This is a genomic window from Sandaracinus amylolyticus, from assembly GCF_021631985.1.
Classification (GTDB): Bacteria; Myxococcota_A; Polyangia; order Polyangiales; family Sandaracinaceae; genus Sandaracinus; species Sandaracinus amylolyticus_A.
Genome location: NZ_CP070225.1, coordinates 5159807 through 5182006, shown reverse-complemented (window position 1 = coordinate 5182006; position 22200 = coordinate 5159807). Strand labels below are relative to the sequence as shown.

Sequence of the window (22200 nt, the reverse complement as noted above, 5' to 3'; positions counted from 1 at the left end):
AGCGGGGGTCGAGAGGGATCAGTCTGCGCGGAGACGATAGCCGACGCCGCGCACCGTCTCGATGTAGTCGCGCGCCGCACCGAGCTTCTCGCGCAGCCGCTTCACGTGGGTGTCGACGGTGCGCGTCTCGATCCCGGGCGCGTAGCCCCACACCCGCTCGAGCAGCGCGTCGCGCGTCTGCACGCGACCGGGGCGGCTCGCGAGATCGTAGAGCAGCTTGAATTCGAGCGCGGTGAGCGGGATCTCCTCGGCCTCGACGATCACGCGATGCTGCGGGACGTCGATCTCGAGCAGGCCGATCAGGATGCGCTCGGTCGGCGTCGCCGCGGTCGGCGTCGCCGCGCGCCGGAGCACCGCGCCGATGCGAAGCACCAGCTCGCGCGGGCTGAACGGCTTCACGATGTAGTCGTCGGCGCCGAGCTCGAAGCCGACCACCCGATCGATCTCCTCGCCGCGCGCGGTGATCATCATGATCGGGATCGACGACGTGCCCGCGTCGCGTCGCAGCCTGCGGCAGACCTCGGTGCCGGCCACGTCGGGCAGGTTGAGGTCGAGCAGGATGAGATCGGGCCGTTGGCGCCGGATCTCGGCGAGCGCGGTGTTGCCGTCACGCGCGGTGACGACGGTGTACCCACTCTGGCGGAGGTTGTACTCGAGCAGCTCGACGATGTCCGCTTCGTCGTCGACCAGGAGAATCCGCTCGCGCATTCCGGGTGCCGACACTGACGGAGGAGCGTAGCAGCCATGTGACGACCACGTGGCCGGAGCGAAAGGGATTCGCCCGTCGGTGACAACGGGACCTACCTAGTCTTTCGGGCGGATCTTCGCTCCGCGCTCTCTCGTGCTGCCGCCCGATCGATCCCGGAACGAGCGTCCGGGGCGGCAATACGAGCCAGAATTCCAGGGGCTTTGCAGACCTCCGAGGGCCGCGCTACGTGTCGGCCCCCCTCGGAGGTCCCATGGCGCTGTCGGTCGGGATCGTCGGTCTGCCCAACGTCGGCAAGTCGACGCTCTTCAACGCGCTCTCGTCGAAGCAGGCGGAGGCCGCGAACTACGCGTTCTGTACGATCGAGCCGAACGTCGGCATCGTGCCCGTTCCCGATCCGCGCTTCGACGCGCTCGTGAAGATCGTGCAGCCGGAGAAGACGGTGCCGGCGACGGTCGAGTTCGTCGACATCGCGGGCCTCGTGCGCGGCGCGAGCAAGGGCGAGGGCAAGGGCAACGCGTTCCTCGCGAACATCCGCGAGTGCGACGCGATCGTGCACGTGGTGCGGGCGTTCGAGGACGAGAACGTCCTGCACGTCGACAACCGCGTCGATCCCCTCGCGGACATCGAGACGATCGAGACCGAGCTCGCGCTCAAGGATCTCGACACCGTGCAGAAGCGGCTCGACCGCGCGCGCCGCCAGAGCAAGGGCGGCAGCGCGATCGAGAAGAAGGCGATCGAGGTCACCGAGGCGCTCGAGAAGCTGCTCGATCAGGGCAAGCCGTCGCGCCTCTACGACCCCGGCGACGACGAGGACAAGCAGAACATCGTGCGCGACCTCGCGCTGATCACCCGCAAGCCGATCTTCTACGTGTGCAACGTGAAGGAGGATCAGCTCGCGGCGGGCGACGCGGATCCGCTGGTCGCGCGCGTGAAGACGCACGCGGACTCGGTGGGCGCGCCGCTCGTGGTGATCTGCGCGAAGATCGAGGCCGAGATCATGCAGCTCGCGCCCGAGGATCGCGCGGACTTCCTCGCGTCGGCGGGGCTCGAGGAGCCCGGGCTCAACGCGGTGATCCGCACCGGGTACCGCATGCTCGACCTCATCACGTACTTCACGGCGGGCAAGCAGGAAGTGCGTGCCTGGACGATCAAGCGCGGCACCAAGGCGCCGGGCGCGGCGGGCAAGATCCACAGCGACTTCGAGCGCGGCTTCATCCGCGCCGAGGTGATGTTCTGGGAGGATCGCGTGAGCCTCGGCACCGAGGCCGCGGTGAAGGCCGCGGGCAAGATGGGGATCGAAGGGAAGGAGTACGTCGTCCGCGATGGCGACGTGATGCACTTCCGCTTCAACGTGTGAGCCGGGAGGCGCGACGATCCGCGCTTCGCCGCGGCTCGTTCGCTCGCGATTCGGCAGCGCGCGCCTTCGGCGCCCGGCTGGGGCCGGATGCGAACCGCAGCGGTGCGCCCCCTGGGTCTCGTGGGCGCGGTGCCTATGCGATCTCCTCTACGGGGGTCGCATGGCGCGGGGCGGTGGCGCGCTCGGGGCTGCGGGGATGGTGGTCGTCGCAATCCTCGCGACGATGCTCGCGCCGCGATCTGGTCACGCGCAGACGGCGCCTGCTTCGCGTGGTGTCACCGAGCGCGTGCCGGCGCGTCCTGCCGCCACGATCGCGCCACCCACTGCGCGCGCTGCGCCGCGCCCCGTCGAGACTGCGCCGCCGCCGGTCGAGCCTCCCGATGCGGGCGCGCTCCACGAGCTCTGCGCCCAGGGCTCCGATGCGCTGTGGCGCGGGCACGTCGCCGAGGCCGAGATGCTGGCGCGACAGGCGCTGCGCGCGATCGCGACGACCACGAGCTCCACGGGACGTCACGCGCGGGCTCGCTGCGAGGCCCTCCTCGGTCGCGCGATCCTCGCGCGGGGCTCGCGTGATCCGCGTGTCCATGCCGAGGCCGCGGGCGCGCTGCGGCGCGCGTGGTCGCTCGAGCCCAGCGCGGATCTCGTCGACGATCTCGTGGCGTCGCACTGGCTCGGCAGCGAGCCCGCGCTGCCCACGCTCGATCGTTCGTCGCGCAGCGATGCGCCCGCCGAGCGCGCTGCGGCGCGCGTGGTGAGCGGCGAGGCGCGACGGGTCACGACGCTGCGCTCGGTGCGCGTCGCGGGCGGCACCACGTGGAGCCTCGTCCTCGCGCAGGGCGCGCGCTCGGCGCAGATCGTCGCGGTCGGGTGCCGCGCGCTCGGCGCGTGCAGCGCGGAGGTGCTCGCCGACACGTCGCGCGAGTCGGTGCGCGTCGCGACGTTCGGGTTCGTGCCGTCGCGCGGCGGGGTCGCGCTGGTGGTCGAGCTCGATCGCGCGTGGGCGCGCGGCGGTGTCGCGTGGGAGGGCACGACGCTGCACCTGCGGTGGTGGCGCACGTCGGGCCTCGACGGCTGGAGCCTGCTCACCCGCTCGCGCGCTCGGGTGTGGTGCCGCGAGGTGGGGCGCCGGCCCGAGAGCATCGACGTGCGCGCTCGCTTCGCGCGCGGCCGCGTCGCGTTCCGTCCGATCGGCGACGCGTCGATCGAGGCGATGGCGCGCTGGACGGGCTTCCGCGATCCCGCGTCGATCGCGTGCGAGCGCTGCTGGCTCGCGGGCCTCGTCGCGCCCGAGCCGCCGATCACCGCTTGCGGAGGCGAGGGCGGCTAGAACATGGTGCGCCGATGCCGCGCTTCACGCAGAACGACGCCGGGTGCCGGGTCTACACCTTCAAGGAAGGCCTGCTCTCGGCCATCGCGCACGACCTCGAGATCGCCGTCGATCGCTTCCACGTCGAATGGGACGACGCGCGCACACGCGTCGAGGCGCGCTTCGAGGCGACGAGCCTGCGCGTGCTGCACGCGATGAAGGAAGGCACGCCGAACCCCGGCGCGCTCTCGGATCGCGACAAGAAGAAGATCGAGTCGAACATCCAGGGCGAGGTGCTCGAGACCAAGCGCCACGCCGAGGTCGTGTTCACGTCGAGCGCGATCGAGCCGCAGGGCGAGGGCTTCGTGATCCGCGGCGCGCTCGAGCTCCACGGGCGCAAGCGCGACGTGCAGGTGCGCGTGGCGAAGGAAGGCGGCAAGTGGGTCGCGACCGCGACGCTGCACCAGCCGGACTTCGGCATCACGCCGTACAGCGCGATGATGGGCACGCTGCGCATCCAGCCCGACGTGCGCGTGCGGGTGTCCGCGCCCGCCTGAGCTACCCGATCGGCGCGCAGCTCGCGGCGTCGTGGAGCACGCGGAGCGCGAGCCGATGCGTCGGCACCGGACGCCCGGGCTGGAAGCACGCCAGATCGCGCAGCTCGGCGCGCGCCGGGCTCGCCGCGCTCGTGATCGCCGCGCGCAGCATCGGCTCGAGCACGTCGGGCGCGAGCGCGACGCGCGCGTTGAGCAGCCACTCCGAGCGCTCCACCGCTGCGCGCGCGACCGTGATCCGCGGCTCGCGCCCTCGCGCGACCAGCGCGGCGTGCGCGCCGCTCTCGCTCGTCATCTTCACGTGCGCGATCGGCGCGTCCGCGATCGCCGTGAAGAAGCGCGCGAGGAACACCGCGGGATCGTGGGCCGCGCCCGCCACCTCGACGCGCGCGTCGTACCAACCGAGCCGCGCCTCGGCCGCGGCGTAGCGCTCGTAGTCGATGTCGAGCGGCGCCGAGGGCTCGCTCGGTCGCGCCGCGAGCCATGCGTCGATCCCCGCGCCGGTGGTGCCCGACACCGCGAGGATCGTCGCGCCCGGGCGCATCGCCGTGATGCGCGCGCGCACGTCGGGCCCTGCGAGATCGGCGCGGCTCGCGAGCACGATGTCGGCTTCTTCGATCTGCTTGCGATAGAGGTACGCGACGTCGTCCTCGGCATCGTCGAGCGCGACCTCGGCGAGCCGGAACGGATCGACCACCACCGCGAGCGGCGCGATCCGCACGCGCCCGCGCCGTCGTGCGTCGAGCGGCGCGAGCACGGTGGCGACGAGATCGGTGCAGCTCCCGACCGCCTCGGCGAGGACCACGCTGGCGCCCGCGCGCTCCGCGGCATCGAGCGCCGCCTCGAGCTGGGGGAAGCGACAGCAGAAGCACCCTCCTGCGATCTCCTCGACCATCGCGACGTCGCGCCGGCACAGCGAGGTGTCGACCAGCGAGTGCCCTTGGTCGTTCGTGATCACCGCGACGCGCTCGCCTCGCGCGGCGAGGGTGCGTGCGGCGGCGCGCACCAGCGTCGTCTTGCCCGCGCCGAGGAATCCCCCGACCACCTGGACGTGCATCGCGCGAGGGTACGTCCGATCGACACGCTGCGTCATTGCCACTAGATCTCGCGCCGCATGCTGACGATCCACGCGCGCGGGACGAAGGAGTACGACGCGGCGCTCGCGTCGCTGTCGAGGCGCGGCGACGCTGATCTCGAGCGGGTCGAGCCCGAGGTGCGCGCGATCCTGCGCGCGGTGCGCGAGCGCGGCGACGCTGCGATCCACGAGTACACGGAGCGCTTCGACAAGCGCACGCTCGATCGCATCGTGCTCGATCGCGACGCGATCGTCGCCGGGGCGCGCGCGCTCGATCCCGCGATCCGCGCGCGCCTCGAGGAGGCGGCCGCGCGCATCCGGAAGTACCACGAGCACCAGCGCGAGCCCGGCTTCCGCTACGAAGAGGGCGGCGTCTCGCTCGGGCTGCGGGTGCGTCCGGTGAAGGCCGCGGGCGTGTACGCGCCGGGCGGCAAGGCGCGCTACCCGTCGAGCGTGCTGATGGCGGCGATCCCCGCGGCGGTCGCGGGCGTGCCGCGCATCGTGCTCGCGACGCCGCGGCCCACGCCGGAGATCCTCGCGGCGGCGGAGATCGCGGGCGTCACCGAGGTCGTCGACTGCGGCGGCGCGCAGGCGATCGGCGCGCTCGCGTACGGCACCGAGAGCGTGGGGCGCGTCGACAAGATCGTCGGTCCCGGGAACATCTACGTCGCGTGCGCGAAGCGCCTGGTGTTCGGCGTGGTCGACATCGACTCGATCGCGGGCCCGAGCGAGATCCTGGTGGTCGCGGACGATCAGGCGGACCCGAAGGTCGTCGCCGCGGATCTGCTCTCGCAGGCCGAGCACGACGAGGACGCGTACGCGCTGCTCGTGACGCTCTCGGAGGCGCAGGCGCGCGCGATCTCGCAGGAGGTCGAGCGACAGCTCGCGCTGCTGCCGCGGCGCGAGGTCGCCGAGGTGTCGATCCGCGAGCACGGCTGGGCGTTCGTGGCCGGCGATCTCGCGGAGGCGGCGCGCGTCGCGGACTCGCTGGCGGCGGAGCACCTTAGCCTGCAGGTGCGCGCGCCGGAGGCGCTGCTCGAGTCGATCGGCGCAGCGGGCGCGGCGTTCCTCGGGGATCACACGCCGGAGGCGGCGGGCGACTACGCCGCGGGCCCGAGCCACGTGCTGCCGACCGGCGGGGCCGCGCGGTTCGCGTCGCCGCTGGGCGTGTGGGACTTCGTGGTGCGCACCTCGCTCATCGCCTACTCGCGCGAGGCGATCCGGGCCCAGGCCGATCTGCTCGAGGAGCTCGCACGCCTCGAGGGGCTCGAGGCGCACGCGCGCGCCGTTGCCGCGCGGCGCTGAGCATCCAGTTGGAGTGCTCGCGGGTGAGCGGATCTGGGAGCTGCGCTCAGTCGGTGCGGAGGGCCTCGACGGGATCGAGGCGCGCCGCGCTGCGCGCAGGGCCCACGCCGAACACCACGCCCACCGCGAGCGACACGCCGAGGGCGAGCACGACGCCATAGGCCGGCACCACCGTCGACCATCCGCCGAAGCGCGCGATCGCAGTCGCGCCCGCGCATCCGAGCGCCAGCCCGACCAGGCCTCCCGCGGCCGAGACCACGACCGCCTCCGCGAGGAACTGCAGGAGGATGTCGCGCCGCCGCGCACCGACCGCCATGCGCACGCCGATCTCGCGCGTCCGCTCGCGCACCGACGCCAGCATGATGTTCATGATCCCGATGCCGCCGACGATCAGCGACACCAGCGCGACCGCGCCCAGCAGCGCCGTCAGCGTGCCGGTCACCGCGCCCATCGTCTGCAGCATCTCGGTCTGCGAGCGCACCGAGAAGTCGTCCTCCTGATCGGGCCGCAGCCGGTGGCGCAGCCGCACGAGCTCCTCGATGCTCGCCTGCACCGCGTCGCTCTCGCCCTCGTCCTCGATCTGCACGCTGATCGTGGAGAGGTGGTCCTGACCGAAGAGCACACCCTGGTGCGTCGCCAGCGGCACGAGGACCATGTCGTCGGGCGACAGGAAGCCGGCGTCGCCCTTGCGCTCGAGCACTCCGATCACGCGGAACGCGATCCCGCGGATCTGCACGCGCTCGCCCAGCGCGCTCGCCGTGCCGAAGAGCTCGTCCGCGACGTTCGCGCCGAGGATCACCACGCGCCGGCGCTCGCGGTCGTCGAGGGCGTCGAAGGAGAGCCCGGTCGCGACCTCGAGCGAGCGGATCCCGAGGTACGTGTCGGTCACGCCGATCACCTGCGAGCTCGTGTTCGCGCTGCGGTACCGGAGCTGCGCCGAGCCGCTCACCTCGGGCGCGACCGCGGCCACGCCGGGCACGCGCGCGATCGCGGCGGCATCGCCGAGCGTGAGCGTCTCGACCGACCCGCTGCGCACCGGCCCGAACCCGCCCGCGCCGGGGCGGATCGTCAGCAGGTTCGTGCCCAGCGCGCGGATGCGGCTCGAGACGTCCGCGCTCGCGCCCTCGCCCACGGCGAGCACGACGATCACCGACGCGACGCCGATGATCGTGCCGAGCGCGGTCAGCGCGGTGCGCATCCCGTTCGCGCGCAGCGAGCGCATCGCGCTGCGCGCGACCTCGCGGAGCCTCACGACGCCTCCCTCGCGTGCGCCGCCGCGAACGCGGCGACGACGCGCTCCGAGGGCCCGTCGTCCTCGATGTGCCCGTCCTTCATCCACATCGCGCGCTGCATCGCGCGCGCGACCGAGAGATCGTGGGTGACCATCACGATGGTCGCGCCCTCCTCGTGGAGCTGCGAGAGCAGCGCGAGCACCTCCTCGCCGGTGCGGCTGTCGAGCGCACCGGTCGGCTCGTCGCAGAGCAACATCGAGGGCCGGGTCACCAGCGCGCGCGCGATCGCGACGCGCTGTCGCTGACCGCCCGAGAGCTCGCTCGGCAGGTGCCGCGCGCGCTGCGCCAGGCCCACGCGCGCGAGCGCCTCGAGCGCGAGCGCGCGCGTGTCCTCGCCGGTCGCGCGATAGAGCAGGGGCAGCTCGACGTTCTCCACCGCGCTCAGGCGCGGCAGCAGGTGGAAGCTCTGGAACACGAAACCGACGTGCACGTTGCGCACGTGCGCGAGCTCGTCGTCGCCGAGCCCCGCCACGTCTCGGCCTCCGAGCAGGTAGCGACCCGCGGTCGGGCGATCGAGGCAGCCCAGCAGCTGCAGCAGCGTCGATTTTCCGCAGCCCGAGGGACCGATGATCGCGAGCGACTCGCCGGCCTCGACCGCGAACGAGACGCGATCGACTGCGCGCACGGAGAGCTCGGGCGTGTCGGGGTGATAGATCTTCGAGAGCCCGTCGACCTCGAGCACGCGCGTCATCGGCGCCCTCCTCGCGGCGGTCCGGGCAGCAGGCCCGAGCGCTGCGCCGGCGCTTCGCTCGAGGCGCGCGCCGAGCGCGAGTCGGCGACGATCTCGTCGCCCTCCTCGAGGCCCTCGACGACGACGATGTGGTCCCCGTCGGTCGCTCCGGTGCGCACGGCGCGACGCGAGCCGCCGGCGAGCTCGACCTCGCGCACCGCGCCGCGGCTGCGGATCGCGGTGAGCGGCACCAGGAGCGCGCCTTCCTGCCGCGCCGTCACGATCTCGACGTCGGCGCTCATCCCCGAGCGCAGCAGCGCGACGTCGGGATCGGTCACGACGATCTCGACGTCGAACACCACGACGTTGGTGTCGACCACGCCGAGCGGGCTCACCCGATGCACACGGCCCGCGAACGTCCGATCGGCGTACGCGTCGACGCGGAACGTCACCTCCTGACCGACCTGCACCCGCCCGATCTGCGCCTCGTCGAGCTGACCGATCACCCGCAGGTCGCGCAGATCGGCGATCGTCACGAGCGTCGTGCCGCCGCTCACGTTGCCCATCGGCGAGCTCACGATCGAGCCGCGCTCGACGCCGACCGAGAGCACCGTGCCCGCGAACGGCGCGCGGATGTCGGTGCGCTCGACGTTGCGGCGCGCCTCCTCCACGGCGAGCTCCGCCGCCGCGAGCTGCGCGCGCGCGCTCGAGACCTGCGCGCGCCGCAGCGCCACCTGGGTCGCCGCGACGTCGCGATCGTGCGCGCTCTGCCGCGCGGCGTCGGGCGCGGTGAGGCCGAGCTCGACGCCACGCTCTCCGACCCGCGCGTCCTCCTGCGCATCGCGCGCGCTCGCCTGTGCGCTCGCGACCTGCGCGCTCGCCTCGGCCAGCGCCGCGCGCGCCCGCACGACCTCGCTCTCCGCCGTCCGGAGGGCGCGCTGCGCGTCGCTGGGGTCGAGCCGGAAGAGCACGTCGCCTTGCTCGACCGACTGCCCTTCTTCGACCGCGACCTCGACGACCTCGCCGGCGAGCCGCGAGTGCACGTCGACCTGCGCGTGCGGCTCGATCGTGCCCGACACCGACGCGACCTCGACGAGATCGCCGCGCTCGGCGCGCACCGTCGGCCTCGGCGCGTCGGCGTCCGCGCGCTGCATCGTCATCGCGAGCCCCGCCGCGACGATCAGCGCTACCGCCACGAGCGCGCCCCACGCGAGCGCGCGCGTCCTCTTCTTCGTCACGACACTCCTCCTGCGTAGCGGCCGGCGAGCGCGCCCGTGATGTGCGCGAGCTCCGCCTCCGCCTCCGCGTAGTCCGCCTGCGCGCGAAGCCGCTCGAGCGTCGCGTCGCGCTCGCTCTGCTGCGCCTGGAGCACCTCGAGCGCGGTGCCCGTGCCGAGCCGCAGCCGCTCGCGCTCCGCCTCCGCGAGCTCGCGCGCCGCGCGCTCCGCCTCCACCGAGAGCGCGATGCGCTCGGCCGCCGCGACCAGCGTCGCGCGCAGTGACGCCGCGCGCCCGACGATCTCCTGCGCGCGATCCTCGTAGCGCGCGAGCGCGGCCTCGTGCTGCGCCGACGCGACCTCGCGCTCCGCCCCCGCCTGGCTCGATCCCAGCGGCAGCTCGACCTCGAGGCCGAGCGTGCCGCTGAACGCGGGACGATCGCCTGGGAGCTGCAGCGTGCCGAGGGTCTCGTCGTTGAAGAGCAGACCTGCCGCGAGCTGCGTGACGAGATCGACCCGCGGCTGATCGGCGTCGCGCGCGGTGCGCTCGCGCTCACGCGCCGCGGCGATGTCCGCCTCGAGCGCGAGGAGCTCGCTCGAGCTCGCGCGCGCCGCGTCGGCGAGGATCGCGAGCGCCGAGGGCTCGACGGGATCGAGCGCCGCTGCGTCGGCGCGCAGCACGCGCGCCTCGGCCGGGCCCATGCCGAGCAGCCGCCCGAGCTCGATGGCGCGCGTCTCCACCGTCGTCAGCGCCATCGCGCGCGCCCGCTCCGCGCTCGCGACCTGCGACGCGTAGCGCAGCACCTCGGTGCGCGAGACGGTGCCGAGCTCGCGCAGCCGGAGCTCCGCCTCCTCGTGCTGGCGGCGCGCGAGCGCGAGCGCGTCGTCGCTCACCGCGAGCGACTGCTCGGCGTACCAGAGCTCGCGGTGCGCGGTGACCACGTCGAGCGCGAGCTGGCTGATCGCCTGATCGAGCGTGCGCTCCGCCGCGGTCCGCGACGCTTCGGCCTGACGCTGTGTGCCCAGCGTCGCGTCGTCGCCCGCGCCGCGCAGCAGCGGCTGGCGCACGCCGACCGTCACCTGCCCCGAGTACGTCGGCCCGATGCGGAAGATCGTCGTGCGGCTGGGGTCGAGGTTGGTCGAGCGCCACGCGACGCCGGTCGCGACACCGAGCTCGATCGTCGTGCCGAGGTCGGTCGTCATCGCGACCGTCGCCTCGCTCGAGATGCCGTCCTGCTGCTGGCGCGTCAGCCCGTTCGCGGCGGCGGCCATGCCTTCGGTGTGGTGCCCCTGCGCCGTGAGCGCGAGCGTGGGCGTCCGCGCGCCCTCCGCCGCACGCACCGACGCGCGCGAGCCTGCGAGGTCGGCCTGCGCGGCGCGCAATCGAGGGCTCGCGTCGAGCGCGCGCGAGACGGCCTCGCGCTCGGTGATCGCCTGCGCCGAGGTCGCCGAGGGCGCGACCACGAGCGCGCCGAGGAGAGCGAGGATCGAAGCGATGCGCACGATCGCCAAGCTAGCGAGCGCGATCTTTCCGAGTACCCGGGTCGTCTCAAGAAGTGCAAAGACGCGCCTCGACGATTCTTGACGTGCGCGACGCCCGCCCCGGGCCCTACGTTCTCCCTCCGTGGCCGCGCGCATCCTCCTCGTGGACGACGACGTCGAGCTCGCGGGCCTGCTCCGCGACTACCTCTCGCGCGAAGGCTTCGAGGTGGATGCGGTGCACGAGGGCCCCGCCGGGCTCGAGCGCGCGCGCGCCGGAGACCACGCGATCGTGATCCTCGACGTGATGCTCCCCGGGATGAACGGCCTCGACGTCCTGCGCGCGCTGCGCGCGACGTCGGCGGTCCCGGTGCTGATGCTCACCGCGCGCGGCGACGACGTCGACCGCATCGTCGGGCTCGAGATGGGCGCCGACGACTACCTGCCGAAGCCCTTCAACCCGCGCGAGCTCGCGGCGCGGGTGCGCGCGATCCAGCGGCGCGCCGAGGCCGCGACCCGCACGCCGCGCAGCCGCGAGGTGCTCTCCGCGGGCGATCTCTCGCTCGACGTCGGCGCGCGCGTGGTGCGGCGCGGGGGCGACGAGGTGACGCTCACCAGCGTCGAGTTCTCGCTGCTCGAGCTGCTCCTGCGCACGCCCGGCAAGATCGTCACCCGCGAGTCGATCGCCGAGCAGGTGCTGGGACGACGCTTCTCGCCCTTCGATCGCAGCGTGGACGTGCACGTCAGCAACCTGCGCAAGAAGCTCGGCCCCGGCGCCGGTGGGCGCGAGCGCATCAAGACGGTGCGCGGCGCGGGCTACCTCCTCGCGGAGGACGAGCGGTGAGGAGCCTCTCGGCGCGCGTCTTCGTCGCGATGATCCTCGCGAACGCGCTCGCGATGTTGGGCGTCGGCGCGGTGTACGGCGCGCGCTTCGAGCGACGCCGCGAGCACCAGTCGTTCCTCGTCGGCGAGCTGCTCGTGCGCCGCGGCGCCGACGCGGCGATCGCGATCGGCGCGGGCGATCGGGCGCGCGCCGAGGAGCTCCTCGCCCAGGCGGCGTCGCGCAGCGGGATCGGCGCCGCGATCCTCGACCCCGAGGGCCGCGTCGTCGCGGGCCGCCGCGACGCGCCGCAGGGCCCCGAGCTGGTGCGCACCGCGCGCGCGTCGCGCGAGCCGAGCATCGCGACGCGCGGAGACGTCGCCTGGCACGTCGCGGCGCTCCCCGGCGGCTTCGTGGTGGTCGGCGCGCCGAGCGAGCCGCGCGCGATCGCCGGGCTCTCGCCCCCGACGCTCCAGCTGCTGCTGGTCGGTCTGCTCTCCGCGATCCTCACCCTCGCGCTCGCGCGCTGGATCGCGAGCCCCATCCGCGCGCTGCGCGCCGCCACCGATCGCCTCGCCGCGGGCCGCTCCGGCGTGCGCGTCGGGCCGACGATCACGCGCACCGCCGACGCCGAGGTCGCGGCGCTCGCGAAGGACTTCGATCGCATGGCGGAGCGCATCGAGGCCCTCCTCGAGTCGCGCGAGCGCTTGCTCCGCGACGTCTCGCACGAGCTGCGCTCGCCGCTCGCGCGGCTCGCCGTCGCGCTCGAGCTGGCGCGACAGAGCGCGGGCTCCGGCGCCCACGAGGCGCTCGATCGGATCGAGAAGGAGGCGGAGCGCCTGGGGGAGCTGGTGGGCCTCGTGCTGACGATGGCCAAGCTCGAGCCTTCGGCTGCGCCGCATCGCAGCGAGCCGGTGCGTCTCGACGAGCTCCTCCAGGAGATCCACCGCGACGCGGCGTTCGAGGCGCGCGGCGCGGGGCGCGACGTGGCGCTGGTGCGCAGCGCGCCGGTCGAGGTGCGCGGCGACGAGGAGATCCTGCGCCAGGCGATCGAGAACGTCGTCCGCAACGCGATCCGCTTCACCGCGGAGGGCACGTCGGTCGATCTCGCGCTCGACGTGAGCTCGGGGCGCGCGCGTCTCGAGGTGCGCGATCACGGCCCCGGTGTGCCCGAGGACGCGCTCGACGAGATCTTCCGGCCCTTCACGCGCGTCGAGAGCGCGCGCGAGCGCGCCTCGGGTGGCGCCGGCGTCGGCCTCGCGATCACCGATCGCGCGGTGCGGCTGCACGGCGGGGCGGTGCAGGCGAAGAACGCGCAGGGCGGCGGCCTCGTGGTGACGATCGACCTGCCGATCTGAGCCCGCTCGCGCGCTGCGCGCTCACTCCTCGGCGTCGGCGCTGCCGCTCAGCGCTCGTCGCGCGTCGCGCAGGTCGCGGCGCAGGCAGCGGTGACAGTCCTGCGTGTTCAAGAACCCGCAGCCCCGGCGATCGCGGTGCAGCCGCTCCAGCGCCGGCAGCGCGCGTGCGTCGCCGATCCGCTCGATCTCGCGCACTGCGTTGCGCCGATCGGGGCATCGTTCGCCCAGCTCGAGCGCCACCACCGCCGCCACGAAGGGGGGCGCATCGGTGCGCGCCGCGTCGCGGATCCGTCGCGCCGCGTCGTCGCGCTCGTCGCCCGACGCGCTGTCGAGCAACGTCGAGACGTCGCGCGCGATCTCGATCGGGATCGGCACCCCGCTGGTGTCCGCCACCGGCGCCGCGGGCGCATCGTCCTCCGGCGGATCGGGCGCGCGCGGCAGGTCGCGCTCCGGCGCGCCGCGCCGACCGGTCTCGCGCGCCGGGGGCGCCGGCGCCGCCTCGTGCGCCTCGGGCACCGCCGTCGTCGTCACCGCCGGGGCCGGCGTCTCCTCACCTCCGCCGAACGCGAGCACGCCGACGAACACCAGCATCGCGATCACCAGCGGCGTCGCGCATCCCGCGACCACCAGCGACGTCGGCACGTTCCGCAGCGGGCCGACGTTCATCGTCCCCTGCAGCGTCTCCGCCGCCTTCCCGATCCCCGGCGGAAGCACCACGCTCGGCTGCGGCGTCGCGATCGAGCCCCCGCGGCCCGCATCACCAGCGGACGTGTCCACCACGGCGTGCTGACCGCTCGCGTCGCTCGATCGGATCGGCACCGCGATCTCGCCCGAGAGCACCTTGTGCTCGAGCGCCGCGCCCAGCGCGAGCCTGCGCAGCACGTCGCGCACCTCGCCCGCGCGCTGCGGACGATCGTCGCGCGCCCGCGCCAGCAGCCGTGCCACCAGCTCGTCGAGCTCCACCGGCACGTCGGGCACCACGCTCGCGAGCCGAGGGATCTCGGTCGTCAGCTGCCGCGTCACGATCGCGGTGAGATCGTCGTCGGGGAAGAGCGACTGCTTCGCGACCAGCTCCCAGAGCACCACGCCGAGCGCGTACAGATCCGCGCGGGTGTCGACGTTCTCCCCGAGCGCCTGCTCGGGCGCCATGTAGCCCGGCGTGCCGATGATCGTGCCGACGCGGGTCAGCGCCTTGCCGGTGCTCGCGCTCGCGCCTTCTTCGCTCGCCACCCGCGCGACGCCGAAGTCGAGCACCTTCACCATCTCGCTGCCGTCGTCGCGCGGCTCGAGGATGACGTTCTCGGGCTTCAGATCGCGATGCACGATCCGGTGCGCGTGCGCGGCGCCCAGCGCGTCCGCGATCTGCGCGCCGATCTCGCACGCGAACTGCCAGGTCGCGTCCCCCGCGTCCATCGCGTGACGCAGGCTCCGCCCGCGCACGTACGGCATCACGAGGTAGGCGCCGCCCTCGGGCAGCGCGCCGTAGTCGAGCGCGCTCGCGACGTGCGGATGATCGAGCTTCGCGCTCGCCATCGCCTCGCGCGCGAAGCGCTCCGCGAGCTCACCGTCGCCCGCGAACTGCGGGAGGATCACCTTGAGCGCGACCTTCTTCGAGAGCTTCACGTGCTCCGCGAGGAACACCGCGCCCATGCCGCCCTCGCCGAGCAGCTCGACCACGCGATAGCGCCCTTCGACGAGGCGACCGGTCCAGGTCTCGCTGCGGAACCCGACGTGCGAGCTCTCCTCGGGCGCTCCCATCGGCGGCGGTCGCTCGGTCTGCGCGACGCCGCTCACGCGAGGCCTCCTGAGACTCATCCCTCGCGCTCCGTCTTCGTCGCGGGCGCTTCTTCGAAGCCCGCCGACGAGAGCAGCTCGTAGAGCGCCGCGGCTTGGGTCGGCGCGAGGTCGCCGAACTTCACGCCGAAGCCGCGGCCCAGGCCCGCGAGCCCGTCGTCGCTCACCCAGCGCACCTCGGCCGGCAGCTCGAGCGGGTCCCACGCGGTCGGGCTCTGCAGCGTGACCACGATCGACGCGCCGATCGGCGGAGGCCGGTCCGCCTGCACGAACGCGCCGCCCATCCCGAGGTCCGCGATGCGTCCCGCCTTCTCGAGCGCCGCGCCGGGCTCGTCTCGCCGGAAGCACACGCGCAGCTCGATGGCCGTGCGCGCGCTGCGTCGGAAGTGGGCGTCGGTCATGGACCTCGCGACCATACCATCCCGAGCCCCCGCAGCGATGCCTGCTTGCGGCTTCGAGGGGCGAACGTCACACCTTCGCGCCTCATGGACGAGCGCGAGCGGTTGGAGCGCGATCTCTCCCGGAACGTCGGGCGCTGCATCGGCGATTTCGAGCTGATCGGCGAGGGTGACCGCGTGATGGTCTGCCTCAGCGGAGGCAAGGACAGCTACGCGATGATGCACCTGCTCGACGCGCTGAGGCGTCGCTCGCCGGTGCGCTTCGAGCTGCTCGCGGTGCATCTCGACCAGGGCCATCCCGGCTACGACGGCACGCCGCTCGAGGGATGGCTGCGCGAGCGCGGCTTCGACTACCGCATCGTGCGCGAGGACACCTACTCGATCGTGAAGGAGAAGGTGCCGGAGGAGAGCACGTACTGCTCGCTGTGCTCGCGCCTGCGACGCGGCATCCTCTACAACGTCGCGCAGGACCTCGGCTGCACGAAGATCGCGCTCGGGCATCATCGCGACGACGCGCTCGAGACGCTGATGCTGAACCTGATGTTCACGGGCTCGCTCAAGGCGATGCCGCCGAAGCTCGTGAGCGACGACCAGCGCAACACCGTCATCCGCCCGCTGCTGTACTGCGCGGAGCCGAGCATCGCGCGCTTCGCGGAGCTCGAGCGCTTCCCGATCCTGCCCTGCGACCTCTGCGGCTCGCAGGACAACCTCATGCGCAAGCAGGTGAAGCGCATGCTGGCGGAGATGGAAGCGCACGCGCCGAAGGCGAAGGAGAGCATGCTCGCGGCGATCGGGAACGTGCGCGCGACCCACCTCTTGGATCGCGAGCTCTACGCGAAGCTGGGGCTCGCGGTGGCGAGCGACGGCGACGAGAAGACGCCGCGCACCGCGATCGGGATGGACGGCGCGCGGCGGCTGCCGATCATCGACGCGGGGTGAGCAAGGGTCGCCCGCGAATCGCTTGCGGGAGTGTGATCTCGAGGACGCACGCTCTTTGGGTCTCACTGACCGTGCGGCTTCGGTGTGCACTCGCTCCAGGTGCGCGCTTCGCGCGCACGTCGCTCTGCTGTGATCCAAGGGTCTCGGCGAGCGGGCCGCTCGTGGTGGGGTTGCTTCGCGATCGCGGCGAGCCGAGTCCCCGCAGAGTCGCTTGCGCAAGCGATCGGGCTTCCGAGGGAGCTTCCGGAGGCGTAGCGCAAGCGGTTGGGCTTCCGGGAGAGCTTCCGGAGGCGTAGCGCAAGCGGTTGGGCTTCCGGGAGAGCTTCCGGAGGCGTAGCGCAAGCGGTTGGGCTTCCGGGAAACCTTCCGGATCGCTAGCGCAAGCGGTGGGTCTTCCTGGATGCCTTGTCGACGGCGGTTCGGACCGAGCCGAGCTCCGTCGCGGCTTCCTGGGACGTCTCCGACGGAAGGTTGTCTTCCGTCTTGGCGGACCGTACGCTGGCTTCCCGACATGGACGACGTCCCGGACTTCCTCGAAGCTGCCGTGCTCGCCAAGCGGCTCGGCGTCAGCACCCGCACTCTTCGCGCCTGGATGCAGGCGGGCGCGCTGCCGCGGCCGCAGGCGCGCGGTCACCTCACGCGCTTCGATCGGAAGCTGATCGTGATCGCCTACGCCGTCGCGGCGCTGCGGCGCGACGGAGTGCCGCTGCCGCACATCGCGCGCTTCCTCGCGAACAAGAGCGACGCCGAGCTGCGCGACATCGGCGGGCTCCCTGCCCCGCGCGAGCCTGCCGCGCTGCCCGCGCCTCCGGCGACCCGCGCGCTTCCTTCGGAAGGAACGCCCAGCGCGCCGCCGCGCGAGGGCGCGAGCCAGGGCTCGGGGATCGAGAACGTCGTGTCCACCGAGTCGCTCGCGGTGCAGAACGCGCTCGCCTCGCGCGACGAGCCGAGCAGCACCGGCGTGCCCATCGGTGCGGTGTGGCGGCGCATCGAGCTCCTTCCCGGGCTCGAGCTCCACGTCCGCGCCGACGCGCCGCCCTTCGTGCACGGGATCGCAGCGGCGATCGCCGCGGGTCGGTTCTCGAAGTAGCGCCGCGGTCCTCTGCGGTGAAATGAACCGCAGAGGACGCAGAGGGCCGCAGAGCGAGAGAGGATGTTTCTCTTCTCCGATCTCTGCGGTCCTCCGTGGCTCTCTGCGGTGAGCTGCAGCTCAGTCGCCCGCCATCGCGGCGGTGTCGTGCATCTTCTGCAGCGCCTGATCGATGGTGAACGACGCGGCCTTCTGCCGCGGCGGGAACTCCACGAACGAGTCGGCGAACTCCTTCGCGATCACCTGCGCTGCGAACACCAGATACGCGTGGTCGATGAACCAGTCGTAATAGGTGTTCGACGTGATGTCGGCGCGCTCGAAGGGATCGGTGCGCAGGTTGTAGAGCTTCGGGACGCGCAGCGCGACGAAGGGCTCGGCCCACACCCGCATCGTGCCCGGGGCGCGCTGCTCCATGAAGACGACCTTCCAGTTGTCGAATCGGAGCGCGACGAGATCGCCGTCGTCACTGAAGTAGATGAGACCCGGACGCGGGCTCTTCTTCTCCTTGCCGGTCAGATAGGGGAGCAGATCGTATCCGTCGATGTGCACTCGGAACTTCTTTCCGAGCACGGTGTGCCCTCTCTTCAATTTCTCCTGGATGCTCGTCTCTCCCGCCATCGCGAGGAAGGTCGGGAGCCAGTCGTGGTGGTGGACGATCTCGTTCGAGACCGCGCCCGCCTCGATCTTCCCCGGCCAGCGCACGACCATCGGGACGCGGAACGCGCCTTCCCAGTTCGTGTTCTTCTCGCTGCGGAAGGGCGTCATCGCGCCGTCGGGCCACGTGTTCATGTGCGGCCCGTTGTCGGTGCTGTACATGACGAACGTGTTCTCGGCGATGCCGAGCTCGTCGAGCAGATCGAGCAGCTCACCGACGTGCTTGTCGTGATCGATCATCGTGTCGTGATACGGCGACTGCCATCGTCCCGACTGACCGACGCTCGACGGCTTCGGGTGCGTGCGCAGGTGCATGTGCGTCGTGTTCACCCAGCAGAAGAACGGCTCTCCATCGGCGCTCTTGCGCTTGATGAAGTCCTTCGCGGCCGCGATGAACTCGTCGTCGCAGGTCTCCATCCGCTTCTTCGTCAGCGGGCCGGTGTCCTCGATCTTCTGCTTGCCGACTCGGCCCCAGCGCTCGTCGACGGTGGGATCGTCGATGTCGGTCGCCCAGCAGCGCAACACCCCGCGAGGGCCGTAGCTCGGTCGGAAGTGCGGGAAGTCCTTCGCAGGAGGGTAGTCGGGGAGCTCGGGCTCTTCTTCCGCGTTGAGGTGATAGAGATTGCCGAAGAACTCGTCGAACCCGTGCACCGTCGGCAGGTACTCGTTGCGATCGCCGAGGTGGTTCTTGCCGAACTGTCCGGTCGAATAGCCGCGCCCCTTGAGCAGCTGGGCGATGGTGGGATCCTCGCTGCTCAGGCCGATGGTCGCGCCGGGGACTCCCACCTTCGTCAGTCCGGTGCGGAATCCGCTCTGACCGGTGATGAACGAGGCGCGCCCCGCGGTGCAGCTCTGCTCACCGTAGGAGTCGGTGAACCGCATTCCCTCCTTCGCGATCCGATCGATGTTGGGAGTCCGATACCCCATCAGACCGTCGCTGTAACAGCTCAGGTTCGTGATCCCGATGTCGTCGCCCCAGATGACGAGGATGTTCGGCTTGTCCGACTTCTTCTCGCCGTGTCCGTTGCCGTGCCCGTTGCCGGTCTTGCGCTTGCCCATCGTCGCCATGACGCATGGCCTCCGTCAGCGCTGTCCGCGCAGGGTCGCGTCCTCGACGCGCTCGCCGGTCGAGAGCTCGCACTCGCCCATTCCGCCGGACTGCGGTCCGGCCTCGGGATCGGCGAGCTGGAAGTTGCAGCGCATGCGCTGGCCCTCGGGGCCCGTGAGCTGCGCGATGACGCGGCCGGTGTAGTGGCGGACGAACGTCGTGTCGTCGGCCATGCCGTACCAGGGGCCGCCCCACACGTCCCAGTAGGGATCGAGATCGGTGGCGCGCGTCTCGGTCGTGACCTGGAGGAACTCTCCCGAGAAGTCGCGCCCGTCGAGGAGCTCGGCCTGGATCGTCCCGTGGGTCGCGTCGGGGGCCGCGTTCCACTGGAACGCGACCGGCTCGGTCTGGTCGGGCTTGCCGGTCTCGAGGGTGCCGCTGCCGCCGCCGCTCGTCGCGCAGCCGCCCGCGGAGAGGATCAACGTGACTAGTCCGAATACGGTGCTCGTTCGCATGCGCGGGCCCGATGCGTCGGACGTGCCACGACCCGGCGGATGCGGAATCGAGGATGTCGCGCGGGCGCTCGAGCGGCTCGCGGCGCCGTGCGCGACGTGTGCTCCGCGGCGCCGGGGAGCAACGCCACGCGCGGATCACTCGCCGCGCTCGAAGGGAAAGACGACGCGCCAGTCGTCGCGCACGTCGATCACCGTCCATCCCGACCGCTGCGCGTCGTCGAGCGCGGCGTCGAGACGACCGGAGCGCGCCTCGCGATCGTAGGCGAATTCGCGCTCGGCATCGGTGTGATGGACCAGCGCCGCGAGGCGCGGTCCGGGCCCGGCCGCGACCCACGAGAGCATCTCGTGATCTCCGTCGGAGTTGCCGAATGCGGCGATCGGTCGCGCTCCGATGGTCCTCTCGATCGCGATCGGCTTGCCCGGGCCGTCGTCGATGAATTCGATCTCTCCTCCGCGCACCAACGTGGGCACACCGCCGCGGCGCTCGAGCCGCAGCTGCGCCTGACTGCCGATCACCTGGGAGGGCGGAATGCCATAGACCGCCTCGGCCCACGCGCGCATGAAGTCGGTGTCGCCGCCCGACACGATGTAGAGCCGGAATTCGTTCTCTCGAAGGTAATCGAGCAGCTCGAGCATCGGCTGATAGACCAGCTCGGAATAGCGCCGCTCGAAGCGCGGATGTCGCGCGCTCGACATCCAGGCGCGGACCACACGCTCGAATTCGTCGGGCGTCATCTCCCCGTGCGTCGCGGCGATGATCTCGGCGATTCCTCGGCGGCCGCCGCGCTGGAGCGCGCCCGCGACGTCGGCCCGCAGGATCGCGGCGAAAGGCTGCTGGGTGCGCCACTCGGGGTGCGAAGGCGCGAGCTCGCGGACGCGATCGATCGCGAACGCGAGCTCGAAGGGCATCGGCTGCTCCGCCCACAGCGTGCCGTCGTTGTCGAAGACCGCGATGCGCGCCTCCGGTGCGACGTAGTCGGGACTGCCTTCCTCCGTGACGCGCTCGACGAATTCGACGATGTCGCGCCGCGCCTCTCCGTCGTTCCACGACGCGAGCACGTCGTCGGTGCGCGCCCCGGGCGACGCGGAGGGCTTGTCGTCACGGATCGTGTCGCCTCCGCCCCCGCAGCTCGTCAGGGCGAGCACGAGCACGGCGATCACGCGAAGTCGCAGAACGACGTCCATGCTCACGTGGGCTGCAGGAACGGCGCCCGGCGGCTGCGTGGCACGGCGCGACGTGTGCTCCGCGCATGCGGCGTGCAGCGTGCGTGGTCGCCCATGACGACCGCGACCTCGACCCTGCCGGCGCCGCCCGCGCGCATCCACGTGCTCGCGAAGCCGACCGGCGCGATCTGCAACCTCGACTGCGCGTACTGCTTCTACCTCGACAAGGAGAAGCTCTATCCGGGCAGCGACTTCCGCATGAGCGACGAGCTCCTCGAGCGGCACATCCAGCAGCTCGTCGAGTCGCACCGCGGCGATCGCGTCACCGTCGCTTGGCAGGGCGGCGAACCGACGCTCATGGGGCTCGACTTCTATCGCAAGGTCGTCGAGCACGAGCGCAAGCACGCGCGCCCCGGGCTCGTGTTCGAGAACACGCTGCAGACCAACGGGACGCTGCTCGATCACGCGTGGTGCGAGTTCTTCCGCGAGCACGGGTTCTTGATCGGGATCAGCATCGACGGGCCGCGCGCGCTCCACGATCACTACCGCGTCGACAAGGGCGGGAAGCCGACGTTCGACAAGGTGATGCGCGGGCTCCGACTGCTGCAGGAGCACGGCGTCGACCACAACGTGCTGTGCACCGTCAATCGGGTGAACGCCGACCATCCGCTCGACGTCTATCGATTCCTCCGCGACGAGGTGGGCACCGACTGGATCCAATTCATCCCGGTCGTCGAGCGCGTGCTCGGATCGACGGTGTCGGAGCGCTCGGTGCAGCCCGAGCAATTCGGGCGCTTCCTGATCGCGATCCACGACGAGTGGGTGCGCCACGACGTGGGCCGCGTGTTCGTGCAGACGTTCGAGGCGGCGCTGCGCAATTGGCTCGGCCTGAAGTCGTCGGGGATGTGCGTGTTCGACGAGACGTGCGGGCACGGGCTCGCGCTCGAGCACAACGGCGATCTCTACTCGTGTGATCACTTCGTCGAGCCCCGGCATCGAGTGGGGAACCTGAAGGAGAAGCGATTGCTCGAGGTCGTGATGTCGGACGCGCAGCGGGCGTTCGGACGGCACAAGCTCGACTCCCTTCCTCGCGAGTGCCGCGAGTGCGACGTTCGATTCGCGTGTCACGGCGAGTGCCCGAAGAGTCGATTCCTCAAGACGAGCGACGGAGAGCCCGGGCTCAACTATCTGTGCGCGGGATACAAGGCGTTCTTCCGCCACGTCGATCGCCCGATGAAGCTCATGGCCCAGCTCGTCGAGCGCGGGCGTCCGGCGTCCGAGGTGATGTCGATCCTCGCGCGCGAGTCCGCGGCGCGCGCCGGGCGCAACGAGGCGTGCCCGTGCGGGAGCGGGCGCAAGACCAAGCGCTGCCACGGACGCGGGTGACGGCTGGTCGGTCGTCGACATGAAGCGCAACTGGCGCCGTGTCGACGTGTTCGAGCCGCGCATCGAGCCGC

General features: G+C 72.0%; 20 protein-coding genes. 9 read left to right on the top strand and 11 right to left on the bottom strand.

Annotation, left to right across the window (positions count from 1 at the left end):
- Nucleotides 1–18: 18 nt before the first annotated feature.
- On the bottom strand, nt 19–708 hold the full coding sequence (locus tag I5071_RS21880; RefSeq protein ID WP_236607454.1) for a response regulator: 690 nt from the start codon (nt 706–708) through the stop codon (nt 19–21).
- Between the two features lie 251 nt (nt 709–959).
- Between I5071_RS21880 and ychF the strand changes: the two genes are divergently transcribed.
- The 3 genes from ychF (at nt 960) to I5071_RS21865 (ending at nt 3929) form a co-directional block, all read left to right on the top strand.
- Nucleotides 960–2066: a redox-regulated ATPase YchF gene (ychF, locus tag I5071_RS21875; protein WP_236607453.1), complete on the top strand. Its 1107-nt coding sequence runs from the start codon at nt 960–962 to the stop codon at nt 2064–2066.
- A gap of 160 nt (nt 2067–2226) precedes the next feature.
- Nucleotides 2227–3393: a hypothetical protein gene (locus tag I5071_RS21870; protein ID WP_236607452.1), complete on the top strand. Its 1167-nt coding sequence runs from the start codon at nt 2227–2229 to the stop codon at nt 3391–3393.
- Nucleotides 3394–3407: 14 nt separating this feature from the next.
- Nucleotides 3408–3929, top strand: coding sequence for a YceI family protein (locus I5071_RS21865; RefSeq protein WP_236607451.1), 522 nt, complete (start codon nt 3408–3410; stop codon nt 3927–3929).
- A gap of 1 nt (nt 3930) precedes the next feature.
- Here the strand turns inward: I5071_RS21865 and I5071_RS21860 are convergent, their stop codons facing one another.
- Nucleotides 3931–5019 (bottom strand): GTP-binding protein, encoded by a 1089-nt coding sequence (locus I5071_RS21860; protein WP_268921246.1) that lies wholly within the window; start codon nt 5017–5019, stop codon nt 3931–3933.
- Between the two features lie 21 nt (nt 5020–5040).
- On the opposite strand from I5071_RS21860, the gene hisD reads away from it, so the two are divergent.
- On the top strand, nt 5041–6306 hold the full coding sequence (gene hisD, locus I5071_RS21855; protein ID WP_236607449.1) for a histidinol dehydrogenase: 1266 nt from the start codon (nt 5041–5043) through the stop codon (nt 6304–6306).
- A gap of 46 nt (nt 6307–6352) precedes the next feature.
- Here hisD and I5071_RS21850 read toward each other — a convergent pair whose 3' ends face one another.
- The 4 genes from I5071_RS21850 to I5071_RS21835 are packed head-to-tail and all read right to left on the bottom strand — an operon-like array spanning nt 6353 to nt 10987.
- Nucleotides 6353–7558, bottom strand: a complete 1206-nt coding sequence (locus tag I5071_RS21850; protein ID WP_236607448.1) for an ABC transporter permease — start codon at nt 7556–7558, stop codon at nt 6353–6355.
- Nucleotides 7555–8289, bottom strand: a complete 735-nt coding sequence (locus I5071_RS21845; protein ID WP_236607447.1) for an ABC transporter ATP-binding protein — start codon at nt 8287–8289, stop codon at nt 7555–7557. The genes I5071_RS21850 and I5071_RS21845 overlap by 4 nt, the downstream gene beginning before the upstream one ends.
- On the bottom strand, nt 8286–9506 hold the full coding sequence (locus I5071_RS21840; protein WP_236607446.1) for an efflux RND transporter periplasmic adaptor subunit: 1221 nt from the start codon (nt 9504–9506) through the stop codon (nt 8286–8288). The genes I5071_RS21845 and I5071_RS21840 overlap by 4 nt, the downstream gene beginning before the upstream one ends.
- Nucleotides 9503–10987 carry a TolC family protein gene (locus tag I5071_RS21835; RefSeq protein WP_236607445.1) on the bottom strand — a complete coding sequence of 495 codons (1485 nt, stop codon included), beginning with the start codon at nt 10985–10987 and terminating at the stop codon, nt 9503–9505. Before I5071_RS21835 ends, I5071_RS21840 begins: the two co-directional genes overlap by 4 nt.
- A 121-nt stretch (nt 10988–11108) precedes the next feature.
- Between I5071_RS21835 and I5071_RS21830 the strand changes: the two genes are divergently transcribed.
- The gene (locus I5071_RS21830; protein WP_236607444.1) at nt 11109–11807 is read left to right on the top strand and encodes a response regulator transcription factor; all 699 of its coding nucleotides are present in this window, start codon (nt 11109–11111) and stop codon (nt 11805–11807) included.
- Nucleotides 11804–13141, top strand: a complete 1338-nt coding sequence (locus I5071_RS21825) for an ATP-binding protein (protein ID WP_236607443.1) — start codon at nt 11804–11806, stop codon at nt 13139–13141. Before I5071_RS21830 ends, I5071_RS21825 begins: the two co-directional genes overlap by 4 nt.
- A 21-nt stretch (nt 13142–13162) precedes the next feature.
- Here I5071_RS21825 and I5071_RS21820 read toward each other — a convergent pair whose 3' ends face one another.
- Nucleotides 13163–14935 carry a serine/threonine-protein kinase gene (locus I5071_RS21820; RefSeq protein ID WP_236607442.1) on the bottom strand — a complete coding sequence of 591 codons (1773 nt, stop codon included), beginning with the start codon at nt 14933–14935 and terminating at the stop codon, nt 13163–13165.
- A gap of 17 nt (nt 14936–14952) precedes the next feature.
- The gene (locus I5071_RS21815) at nt 14953–15336 is read right to left on the bottom strand and encodes a PilZ domain-containing protein (protein WP_236607441.1); all 384 of its coding nucleotides are present in this window, start codon (nt 15334–15336) and stop codon (nt 14953–14955) included.
- A gap of 84 nt (nt 15337–15420) precedes the next feature.
- On the opposite strand from I5071_RS21815, the gene ttcA reads away from it, so the two are divergent.
- Together ttcA and I5071_RS21805 are read left to right on the top strand one after the other, a co-directional pair.
- Nucleotides 15421–16272 (top strand): tRNA 2-thiocytidine(32) synthetase TtcA, encoded by an 852-nt coding sequence (ttcA, locus tag I5071_RS21810; RefSeq protein WP_236607440.1) that lies wholly within the window; start codon nt 15421–15423, stop codon nt 16270–16272.
- A gap of 511 nt (nt 16273–16783) precedes the next feature.
- Entirely contained in the window at nt 16784–17362 is a 579-nt protein-coding gene (locus I5071_RS21805; RefSeq protein ID WP_236607439.1) for a helix-turn-helix domain-containing protein, read from the top strand.
- A gap of 120 nt (nt 17363–17482) precedes the next feature.
- Here I5071_RS21805 and I5071_RS21800 read toward each other — a convergent pair whose 3' ends face one another.
- The 3 genes from I5071_RS21800 to I5071_RS21790 all read right to left on the bottom strand — a co-directional run bounded on the left by I5071_RS21800 (nt 17483) and on the right by I5071_RS21790 (nt 20764).
- Nucleotides 17483–19075 carry an arylsulfatase gene (locus tag I5071_RS21800; RefSeq protein ID WP_236607438.1) on the bottom strand — a complete coding sequence of 531 codons (1593 nt, stop codon included), beginning with the start codon at nt 19073–19075 and terminating at the stop codon, nt 17483–17485.
- A gap of 24 nt (nt 19076–19099) precedes the next feature.
- A complete protein-coding gene (locus tag I5071_RS21795; RefSeq protein WP_236607437.1) occupies nt 19100–19579 on the bottom strand; it encodes a hypothetical protein in 480 nt (159 codons plus the stop codon).
- Nucleotides 19580–19714: 135 nt separating this feature from the next.
- Nucleotides 19715–20764: an HAD family hydrolase gene (locus tag I5071_RS21790; RefSeq protein ID WP_236607436.1), complete on the bottom strand. Its 1050-nt coding sequence runs from the start codon at nt 20762–20764 to the stop codon at nt 19715–19717.
- A 93-nt stretch (nt 20765–20857) separates the two neighbouring features.
- Here I5071_RS21790 and I5071_RS21785 point away from each other — a divergent pair, with 93 nt between their 5' ends.
- A complete protein-coding gene (locus tag I5071_RS21785; RefSeq protein WP_236607435.1) occupies nt 20858–22129 on the top strand; it encodes an anaerobic sulfatase maturase in 1272 nt (423 codons plus the stop codon).
- Nucleotides 22130–22200: the final 71 nt, after the last annotated feature.